This window comes from Acinetobacter sp. CIP 102529 (assembly GCF_000368325.1).
GTDB lineage: Bacteria > Pseudomonadota > Gammaproteobacteria > Pseudomonadales > Moraxellaceae > Acinetobacter > Acinetobacter parvus.
Genome location: NZ_KB849355.1, coordinates 153,462 through 170,470 on the forward strand (window position 1 = coordinate 153,462; position 17,009 = coordinate 170,470).

Genomic DNA, 17,009 nt, shown 5'->3' on the forward strand with positions numbered 1-17,009 from the left:
ATCAGTATAAACGTGATGGTTAAACATTTTGGATCAAAATATCCCGAACCTGTTTATATTCGTTTAGTCGCTCAAAGTCTTTGCTTGTTGGCGATGAAATCCGAGACAAGTCCATATTGTCATTGATATCTGCCAATTTCACAACACGCGCCAAAGGGTTTTGTACGGTCCGTTGAGCGGCTTGTATTCGTGACTCACCTTTTTGTTTGGTCAGTGCAACGATTGCCTCGATAATGTGTGGTTGGAATCCCAACGCCTGTAAATCTTCGATGCTTGTCTCAGTATCTTCTAAGACATCATGTAGCACAGCAACAATTTTATGCTCAATCGTTGGAACATTTAGCATGACTCTTAACGGATGTAATATATAAGGGGCATTGGCTTTGTCAACTTGACCTGCGTGTTGTTGTGCTGCCAGTGCAATGGCTTGTTCAAGTGTTGCCATAAGCTAAATCCTTCTATTCAAGATAGATTCATACATCATATTCTTTTACACTGAATCAAATTTTTTACGCTGTAATATTATGTCATATCAACTCATCAACATTGTCGATGCAACTCAAAACATTTTATGCCCTTTTTGCCAACATGCCGTTTTGGATTGGCAGCAAGAACAATATATTCAGCCGTGTGAGCATACATTATTCATGGCAATGGATTTAGGTTTTGAGTTTATTGCTGATCGTTTTGAGGCGGTTTTGCCACAATCGGTTGATGAAATTCATGAAGATCCAAACATGAATGTTTTTATGACTGTGACGCAGGCAAACTATCCTGAAATGAAAATCTATAAGGCAGATTTGGGTGTGGAGGGAATGTTCCGCTATGTTGGTTTTAGTGAACAGTAAGTTTAGGCAAATAAAAAAGCCAATCATTTGATTGGCTTTCGTTTTTTAGCTTATGCTTCAGGAGCAGGGCTATACTGTTCAACCAATGGCTTTAACTCACCATTCTGGAACATTTCAAGCATGATGTCGCTACCGCCAATGAGCTCGCCATTGATCCATAACTGTGGGAAAGTAGGCCAGTTGGCAATTTGAGGTAAAGTTGCACGAATATCTTGATTTTCCAAGATATTTACATAGGCAAATGGACGACCAATTTGGCTAAGTGCTTCTACTGCACGCGCAGAAAAACCACATTGCGGGAATTGGGGAGTGCCTTTCATGTAAAGTAAAACAGGGTGTTTCGCAATTTGATCACGAATTAACGCTACTGTATCACGCGCTTGTTCCGTCATAGATAGATCCTCAACTAATCTTGCCAAATTATATACTGAAAAACAGTTTACGAGCTATTGTTAAAGATTTTTCTTATATAAATGTGAGTTTATGCTTTCAATCTACGCAAGTTTTTGCTTATATAACTTTTTTACACTACAACTAATGATAGATTGAGTTTGTTATGACTAATATCACTCTTGCTCCTGTACAGCCTGATCAACCAACACACCTTATGGCAACTTATGGTCGCCAGGCGATCAGCTTTGTACGAGGACGAGGGGCGTATCTATATACGGCGGATGGGACAGAATATTTAGATGCCTTGACTGGGATTGCCGTATGTGGATTGGGTCATGCTCATCCTGTGATAGCGGAAGCGATTGCTGAACAGGCCGCAACCTTGATTCATACCAGTAACTTATTTGAAATTCCTTGGCAAACCGCCGCTGCCCAGAAATTGGCTGAAGTTTCTGGAATGGAAGAGATCTTTTTCTCCAATAGCGGTGCTGAGTCAAATGAAGGCGCAATTAAAATTGCCCGTAAATTTGGTGCGCAACAAGGGATTGTCAATCCAAAAATTTTGGTTGCTGAACAGTCTTTCCATGGTCGTACCTTGGCAACCTTGTCTGCGACAGGCAATAAAAAGGTTCAGGAGGGCTTTGCGCCGTTAGTTCAGGGCTTTATCCGTGTGCCATTTGGGGATGTGGAAGCGATTCAGGAAGCGGCAATCCATCATCCTGATATTGTTGCAATCCTGATTGAACCCATTCAGGGTGAGGGTGGAGTCAATACTGCACCACAAGGCTTTAGCTATCTGGAAGAAGTCCGTGCTTTATGTAACCAGCATAACTGGTTGATGATGCTGGATGAAATCCAGACTGGAAATGGGCGTACAGGTAAATACTTTGCCTATCAACATACTAGTATTGTTCCTGATGTGATGACTACAGCCAAAGGTTTGGGCAATGGTTTCCCAATTGGGGCGGTGATGACCCAGGGTAAAGCGGTCGGTTTACTGGGTGCAGGCAGCCACGGTTCAACCTATGGTGGCACAGTGTTGGGCTCGCGAGTGGTATATACAGTACTGGATACACTTGAAAAAGAAAATGCGGTTGCAAATGCTGCTACTGTCGGTGCCTATATCGTGGATCAACTCAAAGCGCAATTGGCTGGTTACAATGTACAGGTGCGTGGTTTTGGTATGATGATTGGTATTCAACTACCAAAAGACTGTGCTGAACTGGTTGCGATTGCCCGTGATCAATATAAATTGATTATCAATGTCACGGCTGGTTCCGTGGTTCGTTTGTTACCGCCACTCAACATGACTCAAGCTCAGGCAGATGAGTTGTTGCAACGTCTTGTGCCTGCAATCCAGAACTTTCTAAAAGCATAGTTTTAGGTTTTTAAAATAAAAAAACAGGGCAGTGAATTGCCCTGTTTTTTTATTTTTATAGAATTAACCAGAGATATATTGTTGAAGCTGTTCAATCAGGATGCGTTGATCTTCCATTGCTGCTTTAACCAAGTCACCAATTGAGATAAAACCCACCAGCTTTTCTTGATCCAGTACAGGTAAATGACGTAAATGGCGATCAGTCATGAGCTGTAGACATTCCTCTACCGTATGGTTCAAGCCGACTGAAATGACCTTGGATGTCATAATGTCTGAGACTAGAGTGCTTTCTGATGTACGTTCCATCAAGGCGATTTTACGGGTATAGTCACGTTCAGAGAAAATTCCAACCACTTTTTCATCTTCTGCAACCACCAGTGCCCCGACACCTTTGTCTGCCATAATTTTAATTGCTTCAAGTACAGTCGCATTTGGTGAGATTGTAAAAATTGATTGTACTGCTTTATTCTTGATGACTTGAGCAACGATTGTCATTGTTTATCCACCTGTGTTGTATTGTCATTTTCATTTAACTTAACGGTATTTGTTTTAATTGCAAAGTCCTAATTGAGCCACAATGATAACTTTTTCTCATGAATGTTTAAAAAGTCATCACTGTAACAATGGAAACTTTAGGCAGTCGCTACAGATTGATGCTGCATAAAAAAGAAATGCTGCATTTGCTGTGTTGAAAGCTTGAATTTGCGATGTGACGAGTTAAATAAAGCAGGCTCAACTTGTAGGCGGGTTAGGGTTGGCAATAAAGATTCATGAAAATCTTTTGGTGTAATTTTTCGTGGTGTGTAATTTTTCCAATGCGCCTTGGCATAACGATGTGCCTGAACACCGTTCAGCCAGAAAGGAAAGACATGACCGTCGTGATCAGATTTGATTGCCCAGCCTTGATGATATAAACCCCAAAGAACACCGCAATACATTATTGTTTTTAGAATTGAAATCTTAATCATCAACTCACGTGATACTGGTTGAAAGTGGTTAAACCGATACATATTATTAAACTGATCTTATTTAAACTTATGTTTTATTATAAGAAATTTAGATGTCATTTATGTTTAAATAATTCATCTAAATCGTAAGCAAATATTGTATGTATTAAGAAAATGCAAAATAAAGTGATTGATACTTTGATGCGATTAACACTTTGACCTGTGTAAGATAAATGGAATGTGGAGTGAAGAACGGTGATATAGGATAAAAAGATAGGAACGGATTTTGCGCAGGCATTAAAAAACGCCACCTGAGCAGATCAAAGCGATTAAAGCTTTGATGTAGCGCAAGGACGTTTCTTTATGCTTGTAGGGTTGCCATCTTCTGCCAATACTGTGCTTTCAATGAGTCACGTTCGACTCGGAAGCCTTGATAATACAACTCTGCCAAAAATAATGCCGCTTTGCCGTGACCTGCTTTCGCTACTTCTTCAAGCTCTTTCACTGCATCCTGAAAGTTTTTTTGTGATTGAATTGTATTTACCGCATTAGCATATACATGCTCTAGTTCATGGTGTGTAAAGTGTTGAATCATATAATAACTCCTTATTTTAATTATGATTACCGCAAATTCTATTCAAAGAAACTTTACTTTGAATTTAAGCTACTTTAACTTTAAATTGTTAAATTATTATGACAAAATTGATTGAATTGTCAAATATATTGCGTGTCATTTCGTAAATAAAAGCTTACACGATTAAACATTTGTCGCAAATAATTTTAAGTAAAATCAAAGTGAGAATAAGAGAAAAGGAGAACAATATGTCAAATGTAATTGATGGTGTAAGCATTGATGTTCCACCATTAGAGAGCCAGATCATCACTTTGGCTCATCATCATCGTAAATTACTGGATGAAGCCATTTTCCATCAGGAAATTCATCTCGGTGATTATTGCTTGGCCCAGCGCAAGCGTGTCTACGATTTTGCCAGCCATTTAAGCCCTGAACAAAAGGACCGCTTTTTTAAGATTTATGACGGCGAGCTAAAAAATATTGCCGATGATGATGAATTGCACCCAGCCGATGCAGAGAGTGGTGTAGGGATGTTTGCAATTTTTATTACCTTGGTGATCATCGCTTTTATTTTATATTTCGCTTTTGTCCGTACCTTGGTTAATTATTGATAAAGTTTCTGGACGTTCAATAAGTTGTTTCATTGTGACTTATTGAACGTTAGGCTTGTCCTTAATGAACCAGACACATACACTACTTCATAGCTTTGAGGTAAGTTATGTTGTCTTTATTTTCTAAACATCAGGTTTTAAAGTCTCGGTTTGGGACAAAAGTCGATCAATTGTGTAATATTCTGGTCGCGATAATACTTTTTTCAATTTTTATTGTTGTCTATAAAGCTTTACAACGCCCTGTCAATACAATGCAATATCAACAGGTGATTTATTTTTCACAACAAGCCAGCCATCCCAGAACACAGCATATGGCGATAGCTGTTTTAAGACATTCCAGCATTCGCCGCGTAGACTACCTAAAGCTTTTGAATGCCTATCAATTTGAATCAAACCGTATTAAACAATATCCAGCAATGAAACAAGAGGATGAGTAAGTTTTAATCGACTCATTTTTCATTTATAAATGAATGATTTGGCCCAGTCGGGAAAAAGAAAACAATTTGTGCTAGACTGTCAATCTTTTTAAAAAGCTGCTTTATTCTCAAGGAATCGACATGCAACAGCAATCGAATGTGCAAAATAAATTCTTGATAGATGCTGACATCGGTGATGATGATGTCACATTGCCGAGTTTACCTGCTGTCGATATTCCCATTATTGAACCAGTTGTAAAAACCACAGTTGCAACATCTGCACCCACGCCTGTAGAACAACCATCAACGCCAGTCTTTGAGCAGGATGACACAAAATCTGCTGGTTTCTTTGGTCGTATGAAAGATGGCCTGACCAAAACCCGCCGTAGCTTTACTGATGGTATGGTCAATATCCTGATCGGCGGTAAAGAAATTGATGATGAACTGCTGGAAGAGGTCGAAGAGCAGTTACTGGTTGCAGACATTGGTGTTGATGCGACCAAAACCATTATCGCCAATTTGACTGAAAGAACCGCACGTGGTGACCTGATTTATTCACATGCCTTGTATAAAGCACTACAGGAAGAACTGGTTGCCTTACTTGCGCCACGCGTAAAGCCCTTACATATTGACCCGAATAAATCGCCTTATGTGATTTTGATGGTGGGTGTCAACGGTGTGGGTAAAACCACGACCATTGGTAAACTTGCCAAGCGTTTGCAGGGTGAGGGCAAGAAAGTCATGCTCGCCGCAGGTGATACGTTCCGTGCAGCAGCGACTGAGCAATTACAGATCTGGGGTGAGCGTAATGACATTCCTGTAGTGGCTCAAGGACATGGTGCTGACAGTGCTTCAGTAATTTTTGATGCATTTGAAAGTGCGCGTGCCAAAGGCATTGATGTACTGATTGCCGACACCGCAGGGCGTTTACAAAATAAGGCCAACCTCATGGAAGAGCTGAAAAAAGTTAAACGTGTTATGCAGAAGATTGACGCAACTGCACCACATGAGATCATGCTGATTGTAGATGCAGGTACAGGCCAAAATGCCATTAATCAGGTTCAACTCTTTGACGAAGCAGTGGGTTTAACTGGTATTACCATTACCAAGCTGGATGGTACAGCCAAAGGTGGTGTGTTATTCAATATCGCAAGCCGTACTCATGTGCCAATTCGCTATATTGGTGTGGGTGAGAAGATTGATGACTTACGTCCTTTCTCGGCTAAGTCTTTCGTTGCAGCGTTGTTTGAGACGGATAAATAGAGAATGTTTGGTCTTTATCATGCATAAAAAACATCCAGCTCTAAGCTGGATGTTTTTTGATTGGGTATTGATTAGATTTTGCAGCTTTTGCTCTTTTGATAGATTTTGATATTTTCTAAATCAGCTTCGTGTTTTTTGTAAGCTTTGAGCAATGCATCAGAATTCATGGTTTGTAGTTGAGCTTCTGATTGAGTTGTTGAAAGGTTATTGCCCAGCGTACTTAATGTGCTTGCAGAACTGCTGCCTTTTTGCGCCATAATATTTCCAGCAATCGATAATAAACCACCGAGTGCTTTTGCGTTACCTCTACTTGCTGCTTCTTGTTGTGCCTGAGTTTGTAAATTGTCAAACTGTTCAGCTTGAGTTTGCAAGCTCTTGATTTCACGTTGTGCTGTGGCTGAAGATACTGCAAGTGCAGCGCAGTCCATCGCACCCAATTGCGCAACTGAATAAGGTGTTGTATCAACATAGGCTGTTGCTGGTGCAGCTTGTTGTTTTTGTGCTGTTGCCATATTGGCAGCCTGATTTAATGCCGCACCTGTATCACCACTTTGCACTGCTTGAGCAATTTTTAAGGCATTATCTAAAAAACCTGCTTGTGTTGTTAAAGATACAGATAAAAGTGCGACTGTGGCTATAGTCCGTACGTCAAAAAACCAATACAATACCGATATGAGTTATCCAATACATTTTAGAAAGAAAATATTAGCCAAGCTTGAAGAAGGTCAATCTATCCGAGCGGTTGCTCAACACTTCGAAATTGATAAAAATACAATTGTCGAATGGAAAAAGCGAATCGAAATAAAAAGAACTCGACCAAGAAAACCATCTAAAGTTGATGATGATGCCTTACGTGCAGATGTTGAGCAATATCCTGATGATTATCAATATGAACGCGCTGCTCGTTTTGGTTGTGGTACTTCTACAATTGGAGATGCGCTCAAGCGTCTAAATATCACAGTTAAAAAAAGACCTTACGGCACCCGAAAGCAAAAACAGAACTCAGAGAGCAGTATTTAAAAGATTTAAACCGATTAAGGTGTCAACACCCGATCATCTATCTTGATGAAAGTGGATTTAAATCTCATGAACATAGACCTCATGGTTATTCAAAACAGGGAACTCCTTGTTATGGAACATATAATTGGCAATTAAAAAATCAAACCAATGCAATAGGAGCAATCCATGAGGGTAAGTTATTTGCAGTTGGTTTATTTGATTGCAAAGTAAATTCGGATGTATTTCATTTTTGGGTAGATCAGTTTTTATTACCAGAATTACCCTCGAATAGTGTAATTGTCATGGACAATGCAGCTTTCCATAAACGACAAGATATACAAGATCTATTAACCCAACATGGGCATCAAATACTTTGGTTACCACCGTATAGTCCTGACCTTAATCCTATTGAAAAAATGTGGGCATGGGTGAAAGCAAAAAGGAAAAAATGGTTGGTTAACTCAATAGATAAGCTTTTTAGTCGTTTCTTTAACGAGTGTATGGGTAATTAAACGGTTTGACTATAAGCTTAAAGATAAGCGTTTCATTTTCCATTACCCCGTACAGATTAAAACAATTTTTATACATGAGTGTAGTTTAGTCATATAGTCAAATCATTATAAAACCAATACAATGGTGCAATGAGTTATTCAGAACATTTTAGACGTAAAATTTTAGCTAAGCTTGAGGAAGGTTATTCTATTCGAGCGGTAGCTGCACAATTTGAAATTAATAAAAATACCATTGTTGAATGGAAGAAACGTATATAGTCAAATCATTATAAAACCAATACAACTCAGTCGATGAGTTATTTCGAGTTTTTTTCGAATCCTGTATGAATAATAAAGTAGTTTGACTATAATTTCCTAAAATTGTCTAGCCCTGAAATTGGGGGGGAGTAAAATTAGTGCAAATATTTTAATAATATAAATTTGATCTCTGTACACGACAAATTGTACAGAACCCTTATCCTATCAGGCTTGTGCTTTCTTAAAATTGCCAAAATTTCCTTAAACTCTTCTTTTTTCCCAAAACCAATTAAACGCTGAATCGCCATTTGAACATAGTCTAAACCATAGCGAAATAAACTCATTGACAGTCGTTCATGCTTCTTTATTTTTATCGCTTTTTTTTGATCATGTTGCCATTCACCCGTTAAGTAACACCAACAGAAGCTTATAGCTAACACCGCAATCAATTTTTTCACTCGTCCAGGGTCTGTCAAGCGCGTATTTTCAAGATTAAACCCGCGTCCCTTGAAACAATTGAATAAGGTTTCAATTTCCTAGCGTAATGCATAATCCTGAATAGCATTACCATTAAACTGAGGAGAAACGACGAGTAAAAGCTCTCCATTTTCTAACTGTAGTGCACTTATATATAGTTTCACCCGACCAACCAAAATCCGTCGTTTACGACATTCAATTTGACCAACCTGAAGATGGCGAAATAAATCACTAATTTTATGATTCTTTCCTAAATGATTGGTGACAATGAAGTTTTTTTAACACGAATGCAGAAGTTGATGTCTTATTCAATTAACCATATAAACCACTGCTCACCGATAAACTCTCTGTCTGCGAACACATTCACAATACGGTCTTTACCAAAAATGGATATAAAGCGTTGAATCAAGGTAATACGCTCTTTCGTATCTGAATTTCCACGTTTATTAAGCAATGTCCAAACGATAGGTATTGCTATTCCACGATAAACGATCGCGAGCATCAGGATATTAATATTTCGTTTTCCCCATTTCCAATTGGTTCTATCTAAATTCAGTTGCACTTTGTCGAATAAAATACAGATTCGTCGAAAATTTAGTTTTAAGTAGCTCTCTGTAATCAGCCATCTTTTTACTTCTATGAATCGAGGCATTATCAACAATAAGAACCAATGGAAGGTTATACGTCTGTTTTACTTGTTGAGCTATTCCAGTTAAATAGGCATAAAACCAAGTGCTTGTCACTGACTCTTGTAAACAACTTGTCACCAGTTTCCCCGTTGAAAGCAAACACCCCATGACATTAACTCGTTTTAATCTTATTACATCAACCGCAGGAACATCACCTATCTTTGTCCACGCATAGCGGTTATCAGGTTTAGATGAAAACCCTGTTTCATCAACATAACCTAATATAATTTCACCACGTGCCGCTTGCTCTCGTAATTCTTTAATCTGCTGTGTTGCTTGTTCAAATGCAATCGGATCTCTTTTTTTTCAAGCTATGACGGGTACGCTTGAAGACCCTACCTGAATCACGTAAAAACTTACGAATGGTTTCAACAGACACGGACACTTCGTATTCTTCATGTAGTTTGACTCGGATTTGTTCTGCATTGAGTGGACTTGTATTGACCCAATCTAGGATTTTCGCCTGATAGTCTGAGATCAATGTATTGGGCCGACCTGAGCGATGACCTTCTTTAATCGATTCAAACTCATAAAATTCCCAACGTCGGCGTTGTAGCGTTATGGTTTCTGGGATACGTTCTTGTAGAGTGGCAACTTCCGCAACACTTTTACCTTCGGAAAGCCAGAGAATAGTTTGGGCGCGCTGTCTTTCACGCCAATCTTTTGCATGTTTGGCCAGAAAAAATGAGTCGTTCTCGCTGTTCTACACTAAGTGGTACAGAAACAATTCGAGGCATGTGTGAACATCTGTTAACTAAAAAAAACCTTTTCGCACGATTAGTTGTTTTTGTCAACTTATAACATCATTTGGGGAGCAATATATCACTTATAGGTGTTATTCAAATTTTCTGGTCCACCTCTTTTATTTCAATCACTTAAAAAGTTGAAATTGGGGTAATTAATAGCATTTTTCTAGCATTCTAACGTCGTCTACTGCTCGAACGACTTCTTCCTCGCGCCATTCCACCTAAAGCATTCAATACTGCCATTTTGCTCATATTTCCTGAAGCATGAGCATGACAAATGGCGGCAGCAAGCGCATCGGCGGCGTCTGCTTGTGGTTGAATGCTAAGATTGAGTAATTTCATTACCATCATTTGCACTTGTTCTTTTTCAGCAGCCCCATAGCCCACTACAGACTGCTTGATTTGACGTGCTGTATATTCCGCTACATTTAAATCCAAATTCACCAATGCTGCAATCGCAGCGCCACGTGCTTGACCAAGTTTTAAGGCAGAGTCAGGGTTTTGTGCCATAAACACTTGTTCGACAGCAGCTTCAGTTGGACCGTGAAACTTAACAATCCGCTCAACACCCGCAAAAATGCGTTTTAAACGCTCAGGCATTGCTTGTGTTTCGGTACGAATGGTTCCTGCATCAACAAAACGCAATTTGTTACCATCTTTTTCGATAATTCCATAACCTGTTAAACGTGAACCAGGATCAATACCAATAATGAACGACATGAGGCACTAAAGAAATTAACAAACTTCCAATATTGTTACATAATAGTTTTTTTACTGCATAATATTTTTGTAGTATTTTGAATTATATAGGATGGCGAATTCAAACATGAGGTGCGACAGTTTTAAAAGCCTTATGATAATCAACAAACTGAGCAAATTTCCTAATGGTGTGAGCCAATCTAACGCTTTTCTAGGACGAGTATTCAGTGACATGGCAACTTGATTTAAATAATGCTGATCTGCCTGATTTAAATCAATCCCTTTAGGTAAATATTGCCTAATTAAACCATTCATATTTTCGCATGTGCCTTTTTGCCATGGTGAATGTGGGTCACAGAAATATACATCTATGCCTAAATCTTCTTCGAGTATTTTATGTTCTGCCATCTCACCTCCACGGTCAATTGAAAATCAACTGAGATATTTGACTATAATCAAAATACTGACCTGCAAAGAAGCGCTGCATACGTCGATAAAATGATTGTGGTAAGCACTGGATGGGGAAGGCTTTAGATGCAGAAGAAAGATTGCACGTTTGCTTTAAAATGATCGCAAGCATGATGAGCGAAAAGCACTTTAAATGTGACTTGTTCCATTTTAGAGATTTGTTTAGGATAAGATGTAACTCGTTGAGATGTGTCATAGTATTCGTCGTTAGAAAACAATTATTATGACATTATTTCAATGAGTTATCTATTTTTGTCGTGTACAAAGGAAAAAGGGACTAAATCCAAAGACCTAACCCCTTATTGATTAGGTCGGCAATTATTTTTCAATAATAGCTGTTACACCTTGACCGCCAGCAGCACAAATCGAAACTAAGATACGACCTGAACCTTTTTGGTTTAAGATTTTCGCAGCAGTGGCGATGATGCGACCACCAGTTGCAGCGAAAGGGTGACCCGCAGCTAAAGAAGAACCTTTAACGTTGAGTTTGCTACGATCAATTGAACCTAAAGGTGCATCTAAGCCTAAACGCTCTTTACAGAATTTCTCATCTTCCCAAGCTTTCAAAGTAGAAAGTACTTGTGATGCAAACGCTTCGTGGATTTCGTAATAGTCGAAATCTTGAAGTTTAAGACCAGCACGCTCAAGCATACGTGGAACTGCATAAGCAGGAGCCATCAATAAGCCTTCTTTCTTGCCAACAAAATCAACTGCAGCAGTTTCAGTGAACGTCAAGTAAGCAAGAACTTCATGGCCATTTGCTTTAGCCCACTCTTCAGAAGCTAAAAGTACGCATGAAGCACCGTCAGTAAGTGGAGTAGAGTTACCCGCTGTCATTGTTGCAGCTTCGCCTTTGCCAAATACTGGTTTTAATTTTGCTAATTTCTCAGCAGTTGAGTCAGCACGTAAGTTGTTGTCGCGGCTTAAACCTAAGAATGGAGTAATTAAGTCATCGAAGAAACCTTCTTCGTATGCCTTTGCCATTTTCTGGTGAGAAGAAGCGGCTAAGGCATCTTGATCTTCACGAGTAATGCCCCATTCTAACGCTGTAATGGCAGCATGGTCACCCATAGATAAACCAGTGCGTGGTTCACCATTTTTAGGTGCGTCCATCAAATCTTTAACATTGATTTTAGATAAAGCTTTTAAACGATCTTTACCTGTTTTAGCAATGTTCAACTCAAGCAAAGCTTTACGTAAACCATCACCTAAAGCGATCGGTGCATCAGAAGTTGTATCTACACCACCTGCAATACCCACTTCGATTTGACCCAAAGCGATTTTGTTTGCAACAAGGAAAGCTGCCTGTAAACCAGTACCACATGCTTGCTGAATGTCATAAGCTGGAGTTTCTGGTGCAAGCTGAGTGTTTAAAACACACTCACGAGTCATGTTGAAGTCACGGCTGTGTTTTAATACCGCACCTGCAACCACTTCACCTAAACGTTGACCTTGTAGGTTAAAACGCTCAACTAAGCCGTTTAATGTCGCGGTGAACATATCCATGTTTGAGGCAGTGAAATATGCGCCGTTTGAACGTGCGAAAGGAATACGGTTACCGCCAATAATGGCAACACGGCGAACAGTGTTTTGGCTCATGCTTTTATCCTGTTGAACAGAAGGTTTGGTTGTTTTAGCTGGTGCTACTTTTGTAGATGTAGAAGAAGCAGTGCTTTTTGTACTACGACTGGTAGAACGAGGACGAGTCGTTTTAGTTGCCGTACTTGCTGCTTTAGGAGTTGCGTCAGCACTTTTACTTGGAGCAGAAGTTGCTTTTGATGTATTTGACACAGTCTCTTGAGCAGAATTCTCGACTGCTGGATTTTCTTGAGTTGTTTTGCTCATAAGGCTTTTCCAAGCATAATTGCGATATTCTTGCTATAACCATAGCATATTTCCAATACTGCTGTATTGACTAGAATGACGCTTTAGACCACATTCAGGTCAAGACATCCAAACATGAAGTCAAGTATGATTTATTGTGAGTCAATCAAACATTGGTTTCATGTTATTTTGCTGACATGGTTTAGATGTTTGTAAAAAATTCATTTGTATGAGAGATAATAATCATGACCGATCAATACCAAGCATTTACACAATCACCTTTGGGTAAATTTGTTGTAAAAAATTTAGGTTTACCATCACCAGTTAGCTTAGATCGTTTTGAAAGTGGCCAACCTGTTGTAAATGGTGCCGTATTGCTTGGCGCAGCACCTTCAAGCACTATTTCCGCTTCTATTGCACAGGTTCTTAGTAATATCCATGCAGATAGCTACGTAGGCAATAACGTTGAATTACAGCAAACTGCTGCAAAAGTAGGTTTAAACCTTCGTCCTTTGAATGCAGATGATAAAGAGTCTAAATTTAAAGCAGTTGTATTTGACGCTTCTGGTATCCAAAATTCAGAACAATTAAAAGAGTTGTACAACTTCTTTAATCCAATCGCGCGTCAAATCTCAACTTCTGGCCGTGTGATTGTGATTGGTACAACGCCTGAAACAGCGAAAACTGTAAAACAAGCCATTGCTCAACGTGCGCTTGAAGGTTTTGTGAAGTCTGTTGGTAAAGAATTCAAAAAGGGTATCACTGCTCAAGTGGTTTATGTAGATCAAGGCGCTGAAGCAAACTTGGAATCTACTTTACGTTTCTTAATTTCACCACGCTCTGCTTATGTATCTGGTCAAGTGATCCGTATTTCTAAAGCAGAAATAGTGAAATTAGATTGGGCTAAGCCACTTGCGGGTAAAACTGCACTCGTAACGGGTGCAAGCCGTGGTATTGGTGAAGCAATTGCACAAGTATTGGCACGTGATGGCGCACATGTGATTTGCTTAGATGTTCCTCAACAACAAGCTGATCTTGAGCGTGTTGCGGGTTCAATTGGCGGTTCAGTATTGGCAATCGATATTACTGCTGCTGACGCTGGCGAGAAAATTAAAACTGCTGCGGCTAAACAAGGCGGTTTGGATGTCATCGTTCACAATGCAGGTATTACTCGTGACAAAACTTTGGCAAACATGAAGCCAGAGCTTTGGGATCTAGTCATCAACATTAACTTGTCTGCAATTGAACGTGTTAACGATTACTTACTTTCTAATGATGGTTTAAATGCAAATGGTCGTATCGTTTGTGTATCATCGATCAGCGGTATCGCGGGTAACTTGGGTCAAACCAACTATGCAGTGTCTAAAGCAGGCGTAATTGGTTTGGTTAAATTTACTGCACCAACATTGAAGAATGGTATTACGATCAACGCGGTTGCACCAGGCTTCATTGAAACTCAAATGACTGCTGCGATTCCATTTGCGATTCGTGAAGCAGGTCGCCGTATGAACTCAATGAACCAAGGTGGTTTACCTGTAGATGTTGCTGAAGCAATTGCTTGGTATGCTTCTACCGGTTCAACAGGTGTGACAGGCAACGTTGTTCGCGTATGCGGTCAAAGCTTGTTGGGCGCTTAAGCGTCAAAAGTTTTGAAGAGGGGTGCTTGTGCATCCCTTTTTTATAAAAATGTAGAAAGGTTCATTATGAATACACGCCATTTTAGTCAATTACCAAAGCCTTACTTAGCTTATCCAAAAGTTATTCAAGGTTTAATTTTTAAAAAGCCAAAAGGCGAAAAAGTATTACCACAAGTGGAATATGTGGTAGATACGCTTAATATTGATGCAAAACATTTAGAAAGCTATAACGAAATTTGTGGTTTTAAAAATGATGGTTTTGTACCAGCAATTTATCTAGCAGTACTGTCGCAAAGTCTGCAAATGCACATGATGACAAGTGAAGCATTTCCATTTGCGATTTTAGGATTGGTACATATTCGTAACCAAATCAAACAAATTCGTAAAATCGGTGTGAATGAGCAAATTACGTTGTCATGTAAATTTGGCGAACTTCAGCCACATGATAAAGGCTTACAATTCGATTTCATTACAACTGCCAAAGTGGGTGGTGAAGTGGTGATGGAAAGTTTAACGACTTATTTATCACGTCAAAAAACTGAGAAAAAAGCTTCTGAAAAATCGAAAGAATCTAAAGAGCCTGCATATCAGCCAAAAGCTGAATGGAATATTTCTGAGAATATTGGTCGCCGCTATGCATTGATTTCAGGTGATTTTAACTTGATTCATATTCATGCAGTCACAGCTAAAGCATTTGGTTTTAAACAAGCGATTGCTCATGGCATGTGGAGTAAGGCAAAAGCTTTGGCGAGTATTGAGTTACCCGCTGCTTATGAAGCAGATGTTTGGTTTAAATTGCCGATGTATTTACCATCAACTGTTGAGTTTTTAACAGCTGCCGAATCAAAACAAACTGACTTCTTGATTCGTAACGTTAAATCTAAAAAGCCACATGTTGCGGGAACAGTGAAAGCACTTTAATACTGAATAGTATTGTTGAGTCAGCCCTTTTGTTCGCAAGAGGGTTGTTCTAAAAAATATAAATGTCATAAGGATATGTGCATTGATTAAAGAGATTTTATTTGCCGATACGCATAACTATCATGGCAAGGTTGATCATCGTTTTATTGACTTAGCAACCCAATTCAGTCGTTTGCAAGATGCGAGAAGCCATCAAGGTGGCGCTGCATTGGTGGTATATTTCCAAGGTCAGAAAGTTGTTGATATTTTTACTGGTAAAAAATCTCAAGAACAAGATTGGCAATCTGATACTTTGGCAATGTGTTATTCGACAGGCAAAGGAATTTTAGCAACGCTTGCACATATTTTAGTAAGTGAAGGCTTACTGGATTATGATCAGCCTATTGCACATTATTGGCCTGAGTTTTCCCAAAATGGTAAAGCCAATATTACATTACGTCATGTTTTATCGCATCAAAGTGGTTTATTTGATATTCGCAATACGATTGAGACAGCAACAGAAATGTTGGATTGGTCGCATATGTTAGAGCTAATGGCGGCGGCTGCTCCACGTTTTGCAGCAGGACAAAGTTTTGCTTATCAACCGCTGACTTATGGTTGGCTCATAGGTGGGGTCATTGAAAAAGCGGCGAAACAGCCTTTAAGTTGGTTAATGCAACGTTATTTGGTGCAACCGCTTGGGTTAGATGGCGCATATTTTGGCGTGCCTGCTTCTGAGCTGGATCGGGTTGCTCGTTTGCTGGAAAAACCTAAAAAATCATCTGCACCAAAGCCACAAGTTAAAAAAACTGATCAACCACGTAAAGTATCATTATCAGAAAAATTACTAGAACTTTCTGGGCAAAGTCCTCAAGATTTTCAGGATGCCATGATTCCGAAAGGCATGCGTAACTTTAGCTTTTATAGTGATGCAGGCCTACAAGCCGTGATTCCTGCCGCCAATGGGGTGTTTACGGCGGATAGTCTTGCCAGAGTTTATGCAATGCTTGCCAATCAAGGCCTGTGGAATGGACAGCAATTGATTCGTCCAGAAGTGTTTAAGCAGTTAAGTACAGTACAATCGAAAGCCCGTGATCGTGTGATGCCAATTCCAATGCACTGGCGTTTGGGTTATCACCGTATTTTAACGATGGGTAAGCGTTCACCACATGGCTTTGGCCATATGGGTTTTAATGGTTCAGGTGCGTGGTGTGATCCTGACCGTGAATTGAGTTTTGCTTATATCCATAATTTTAACGTGACCTCCGCAACAGGGGATTATCGTCTGTGGGGTTTGAGCCAAGAAACCTTGCGTTGTGCTGATGAAATATTGACGGGTAGAAAAGGCTGGTTTTAACAAAATTCCCCCATTCAATAAAACGGTGAATGGG

At 39.5% G+C, this 17,009-nt stretch carries 17 protein-coding genes and 7 pseudogenes; 11 read left to right on the plus strand and 13 right to left on the minus strand.

Annotated features, from left to right (window positions below; translation table 11 throughout):
* Positions 1-19: 19 nt before the first annotated feature.
* Positions 20-445: a bifunctional (p)ppGpp synthetase/guanosine-3',5'-bis(diphosphate) 3'-pyrophosphohydrolase gene (locus tag F972_RS05790; RefSeq protein WP_004680920.1), complete on the minus strand. Its 426-nt coding sequence runs from the start codon at positions 443-445 to the stop codon at positions 20-22.
* A 79-nt stretch (positions 446-524) separates the two neighbouring features.
* Here F972_RS05790 and F972_RS05795 point away from each other — a divergent pair, with 79 nt between their 5' ends.
* Positions 525-848 carry a hypothetical protein gene (locus tag F972_RS05795; RefSeq protein WP_004680919.1) on the plus strand — a complete coding sequence of 108 codons (324 nt, stop codon included), beginning with the start codon at positions 525-527 and terminating at the stop codon, positions 846-848.
* Positions 849-898: 50 nt separating this feature from the next.
* Here F972_RS05795 and grxD read toward each other — a convergent pair whose 3' ends face one another.
* Positions 899-1,240 (minus strand): Grx4 family monothiol glutaredoxin, encoded by a 342-nt coding sequence (gene grxD, locus F972_RS05800; RefSeq protein ID WP_004639270.1) that lies wholly within the window; start codon positions 1,238-1,240, stop codon positions 899-901.
* 164 nt (positions 1,241-1,404) lie between these two features.
* On the opposite strand from grxD, the gene F972_RS05805 reads away from it, so the two are divergent.
* Entirely contained in the window at positions 1,405-2,619 is a 1,215-nt protein-coding gene (locus F972_RS05805; protein ID WP_004680918.1) for an aspartate aminotransferase family protein, read from the plus strand.
* A 63-nt stretch (positions 2,620-2,682) separates the two neighbouring features.
* On the opposite strand, the gene F972_RS05810 is transcribed toward F972_RS05805, so the two are convergent.
* From F972_RS05810 to F972_RS05820, 3 genes are all read right to left on the minus strand, one after another.
* Positions 2,683-3,114, minus strand: a complete 432-nt coding sequence (locus F972_RS05810) for a CBS domain-containing protein (protein ID WP_004758215.1) — start codon at positions 3,112-3,114, stop codon at positions 2,683-2,685.
* Between the two features lie 137 nt (positions 3,115-3,251).
* On the minus strand, positions 3,252-3,629 hold the full coding sequence (locus tag F972_RS05815) for a DUF2750 domain-containing protein (RefSeq protein ID WP_004677770.1): 378 nt from the start codon (positions 3,627-3,629) through the stop codon (positions 3,252-3,254).
* Positions 3,630-3,927: 298 nt separating this feature from the next.
* A complete protein-coding gene (locus F972_RS05820; protein WP_004680917.1) occupies positions 3,928-4,161 on the minus strand; it encodes an SEL1-like repeat protein in 234 nt (77 codons plus the stop codon).
* 227 nt (positions 4,162-4,388) lie between these two features.
* Here F972_RS05820 and F972_RS05825 point away from each other — a divergent pair, with 227 nt between their 5' ends.
* The 3 genes from F972_RS05825 to ftsY all read left to right on the plus strand — a co-directional run bounded on the left by F972_RS05825 (position 4,389) and on the right by ftsY (position 6,430).
* Positions 4,389-4,751: a hypothetical protein gene (locus F972_RS05825; RefSeq protein WP_004758213.1), complete on the plus strand. Its 363-nt coding sequence runs from the start codon at positions 4,389-4,391 to the stop codon at positions 4,749-4,751.
* A 107-nt stretch (positions 4,752-4,858) separates the two neighbouring features.
* Entirely contained in the window at positions 4,859-5,188 is a 330-nt protein-coding gene (locus tag F972_RS05830) for a hypothetical protein (protein WP_004758211.1), read from the plus strand.
* A gap of 120 nt (positions 5,189-5,308) precedes the next feature.
* Positions 5,309-6,430, plus strand: coding sequence for a signal recognition particle-docking protein FtsY (ftsY, locus tag F972_RS05835; RefSeq protein ID WP_004680916.1), 1,122 nt, complete (start codon positions 5,309-5,311; stop codon positions 6,428-6,430).
* Positions 6,431-6,501: 71 nt separating this feature from the next.
* On the opposite strand, the gene F972_RS05840 is transcribed toward ftsY, so the two are convergent.
* Entirely contained in the window at positions 6,502-7,095 is a 594-nt protein-coding gene (locus F972_RS05840) for a hypothetical protein (protein ID WP_004758209.1), read from the minus strand.
* Between the two features lie 7 nt (positions 7,096-7,102).
* Here F972_RS05840 and F972_RS05845 point away from each other — a divergent pair, with 7 nt between their 5' ends.
* The 3 genes and pseudogenes from F972_RS05845 to F972_RS05855 form a co-directional block, all read left to right on the plus strand.
* The gene (locus F972_RS05845) at positions 7,103-7,450 is read left to right on the plus strand and encodes an IS630 transposase-related protein (protein ID WP_004676962.1); all 348 of its coding nucleotides are present in this window, start codon (positions 7,103-7,105) and stop codon (positions 7,448-7,450) included.
* Positions 7,451-7,467: 17 nt separating this feature from the next.
* Positions 7,468-7,941: pseudogene (locus F972_RS16560) on the plus strand (IS630 family transposase); the annotation flags it as partial.
* A 129-nt stretch (positions 7,942-8,070) separates the two neighbouring features.
* Positions 8,071-8,196: pseudogene (locus F972_RS05855) on the plus strand (transposase); the annotation flags it as partial.
* 137 nt (positions 8,197-8,333) lie between these two features.
* Here the strand turns inward: F972_RS05855 and F972_RS15180 are convergent.
* The 7 genes and pseudogenes from F972_RS15180 to F972_RS05880 form a co-directional block, all read right to left on the minus strand.
* A pseudogene (locus F972_RS15180) lies at positions 8,334-9,226 on the minus strand (IS4 family transposase); the annotation flags it as partial.
* Positions 9,225-9,635: pseudogene (locus F972_RS15185) on the minus strand (transposase); the annotation flags it as partial. The pseudogenes F972_RS15185 and F972_RS15180, both read right to left, overlap by 2 nt.
* Positions 9,625-10,081: pseudogene (locus tag F972_RS15190) on the minus strand (helix-turn-helix domain-containing protein). The pseudogenes F972_RS15185 and F972_RS15190, both read right to left, overlap by 11 nt.
* A gap of 183 nt (positions 10,082-10,264) precedes the next feature.
* Positions 10,265-10,810, minus strand: coding sequence for a crossover junction endodeoxyribonuclease RuvC (ruvC, locus tag F972_RS05870; RefSeq protein WP_004677756.1), 546 nt, complete (start codon positions 10,808-10,810; stop codon positions 10,265-10,267).
* A 100-nt stretch (positions 10,811-10,910) separates the two neighbouring features.
* A pseudogene (locus tag F972_RS15790) lies at positions 10,911-11,212 on the minus strand (IS30 family transposase); the annotation flags it as partial.
* A gap of 1 nt (position 11,213) precedes the next feature.
* Positions 11,214-11,453: pseudogene (locus tag F972_RS15195) on the minus strand (IS4 family transposase); the annotation flags it as partial.
* A 122-nt stretch (positions 11,454-11,575) separates the two neighbouring features.
* Positions 11,576-13,102, minus strand: a complete 1,527-nt coding sequence (locus F972_RS05880; RefSeq protein ID WP_004769241.1) for an acetyl-CoA C-acetyltransferase — start codon at positions 13,100-13,102, stop codon at positions 11,576-11,578.
* A gap of 224 nt (positions 13,103-13,326) precedes the next feature.
* On the opposite strand from F972_RS05880, the gene F972_RS05885 reads away from it, so the two are divergent.
* The 3 genes from F972_RS05885 to F972_RS05895 all read left to right on the plus strand — a co-directional run bounded on the left by F972_RS05885 (position 13,327) and on the right by F972_RS05895 (position 16,975).
* A complete protein-coding gene (locus F972_RS05885; RefSeq protein WP_004769242.1) occupies positions 13,327-14,718 on the plus strand; it encodes a 3-oxoacyl-ACP reductase in 1,392 nt (463 codons plus the stop codon).
* Positions 14,719-14,784: 66 nt separating this feature from the next.
* A complete protein-coding gene (locus F972_RS05890) occupies positions 14,785-15,639 on the plus strand; it encodes a MaoC family dehydratase (protein ID WP_004769243.1) in 855 nt (284 codons plus the stop codon).
* Between the two features lie 82 nt (positions 15,640-15,721).
* A complete protein-coding gene (locus F972_RS05895) occupies positions 15,722-16,975 on the plus strand; it encodes a serine hydrolase domain-containing protein (protein ID WP_004769244.1) in 1,254 nt (417 codons plus the stop codon).
* Positions 16,976-17,009: the final 34 nt, after the last annotated feature.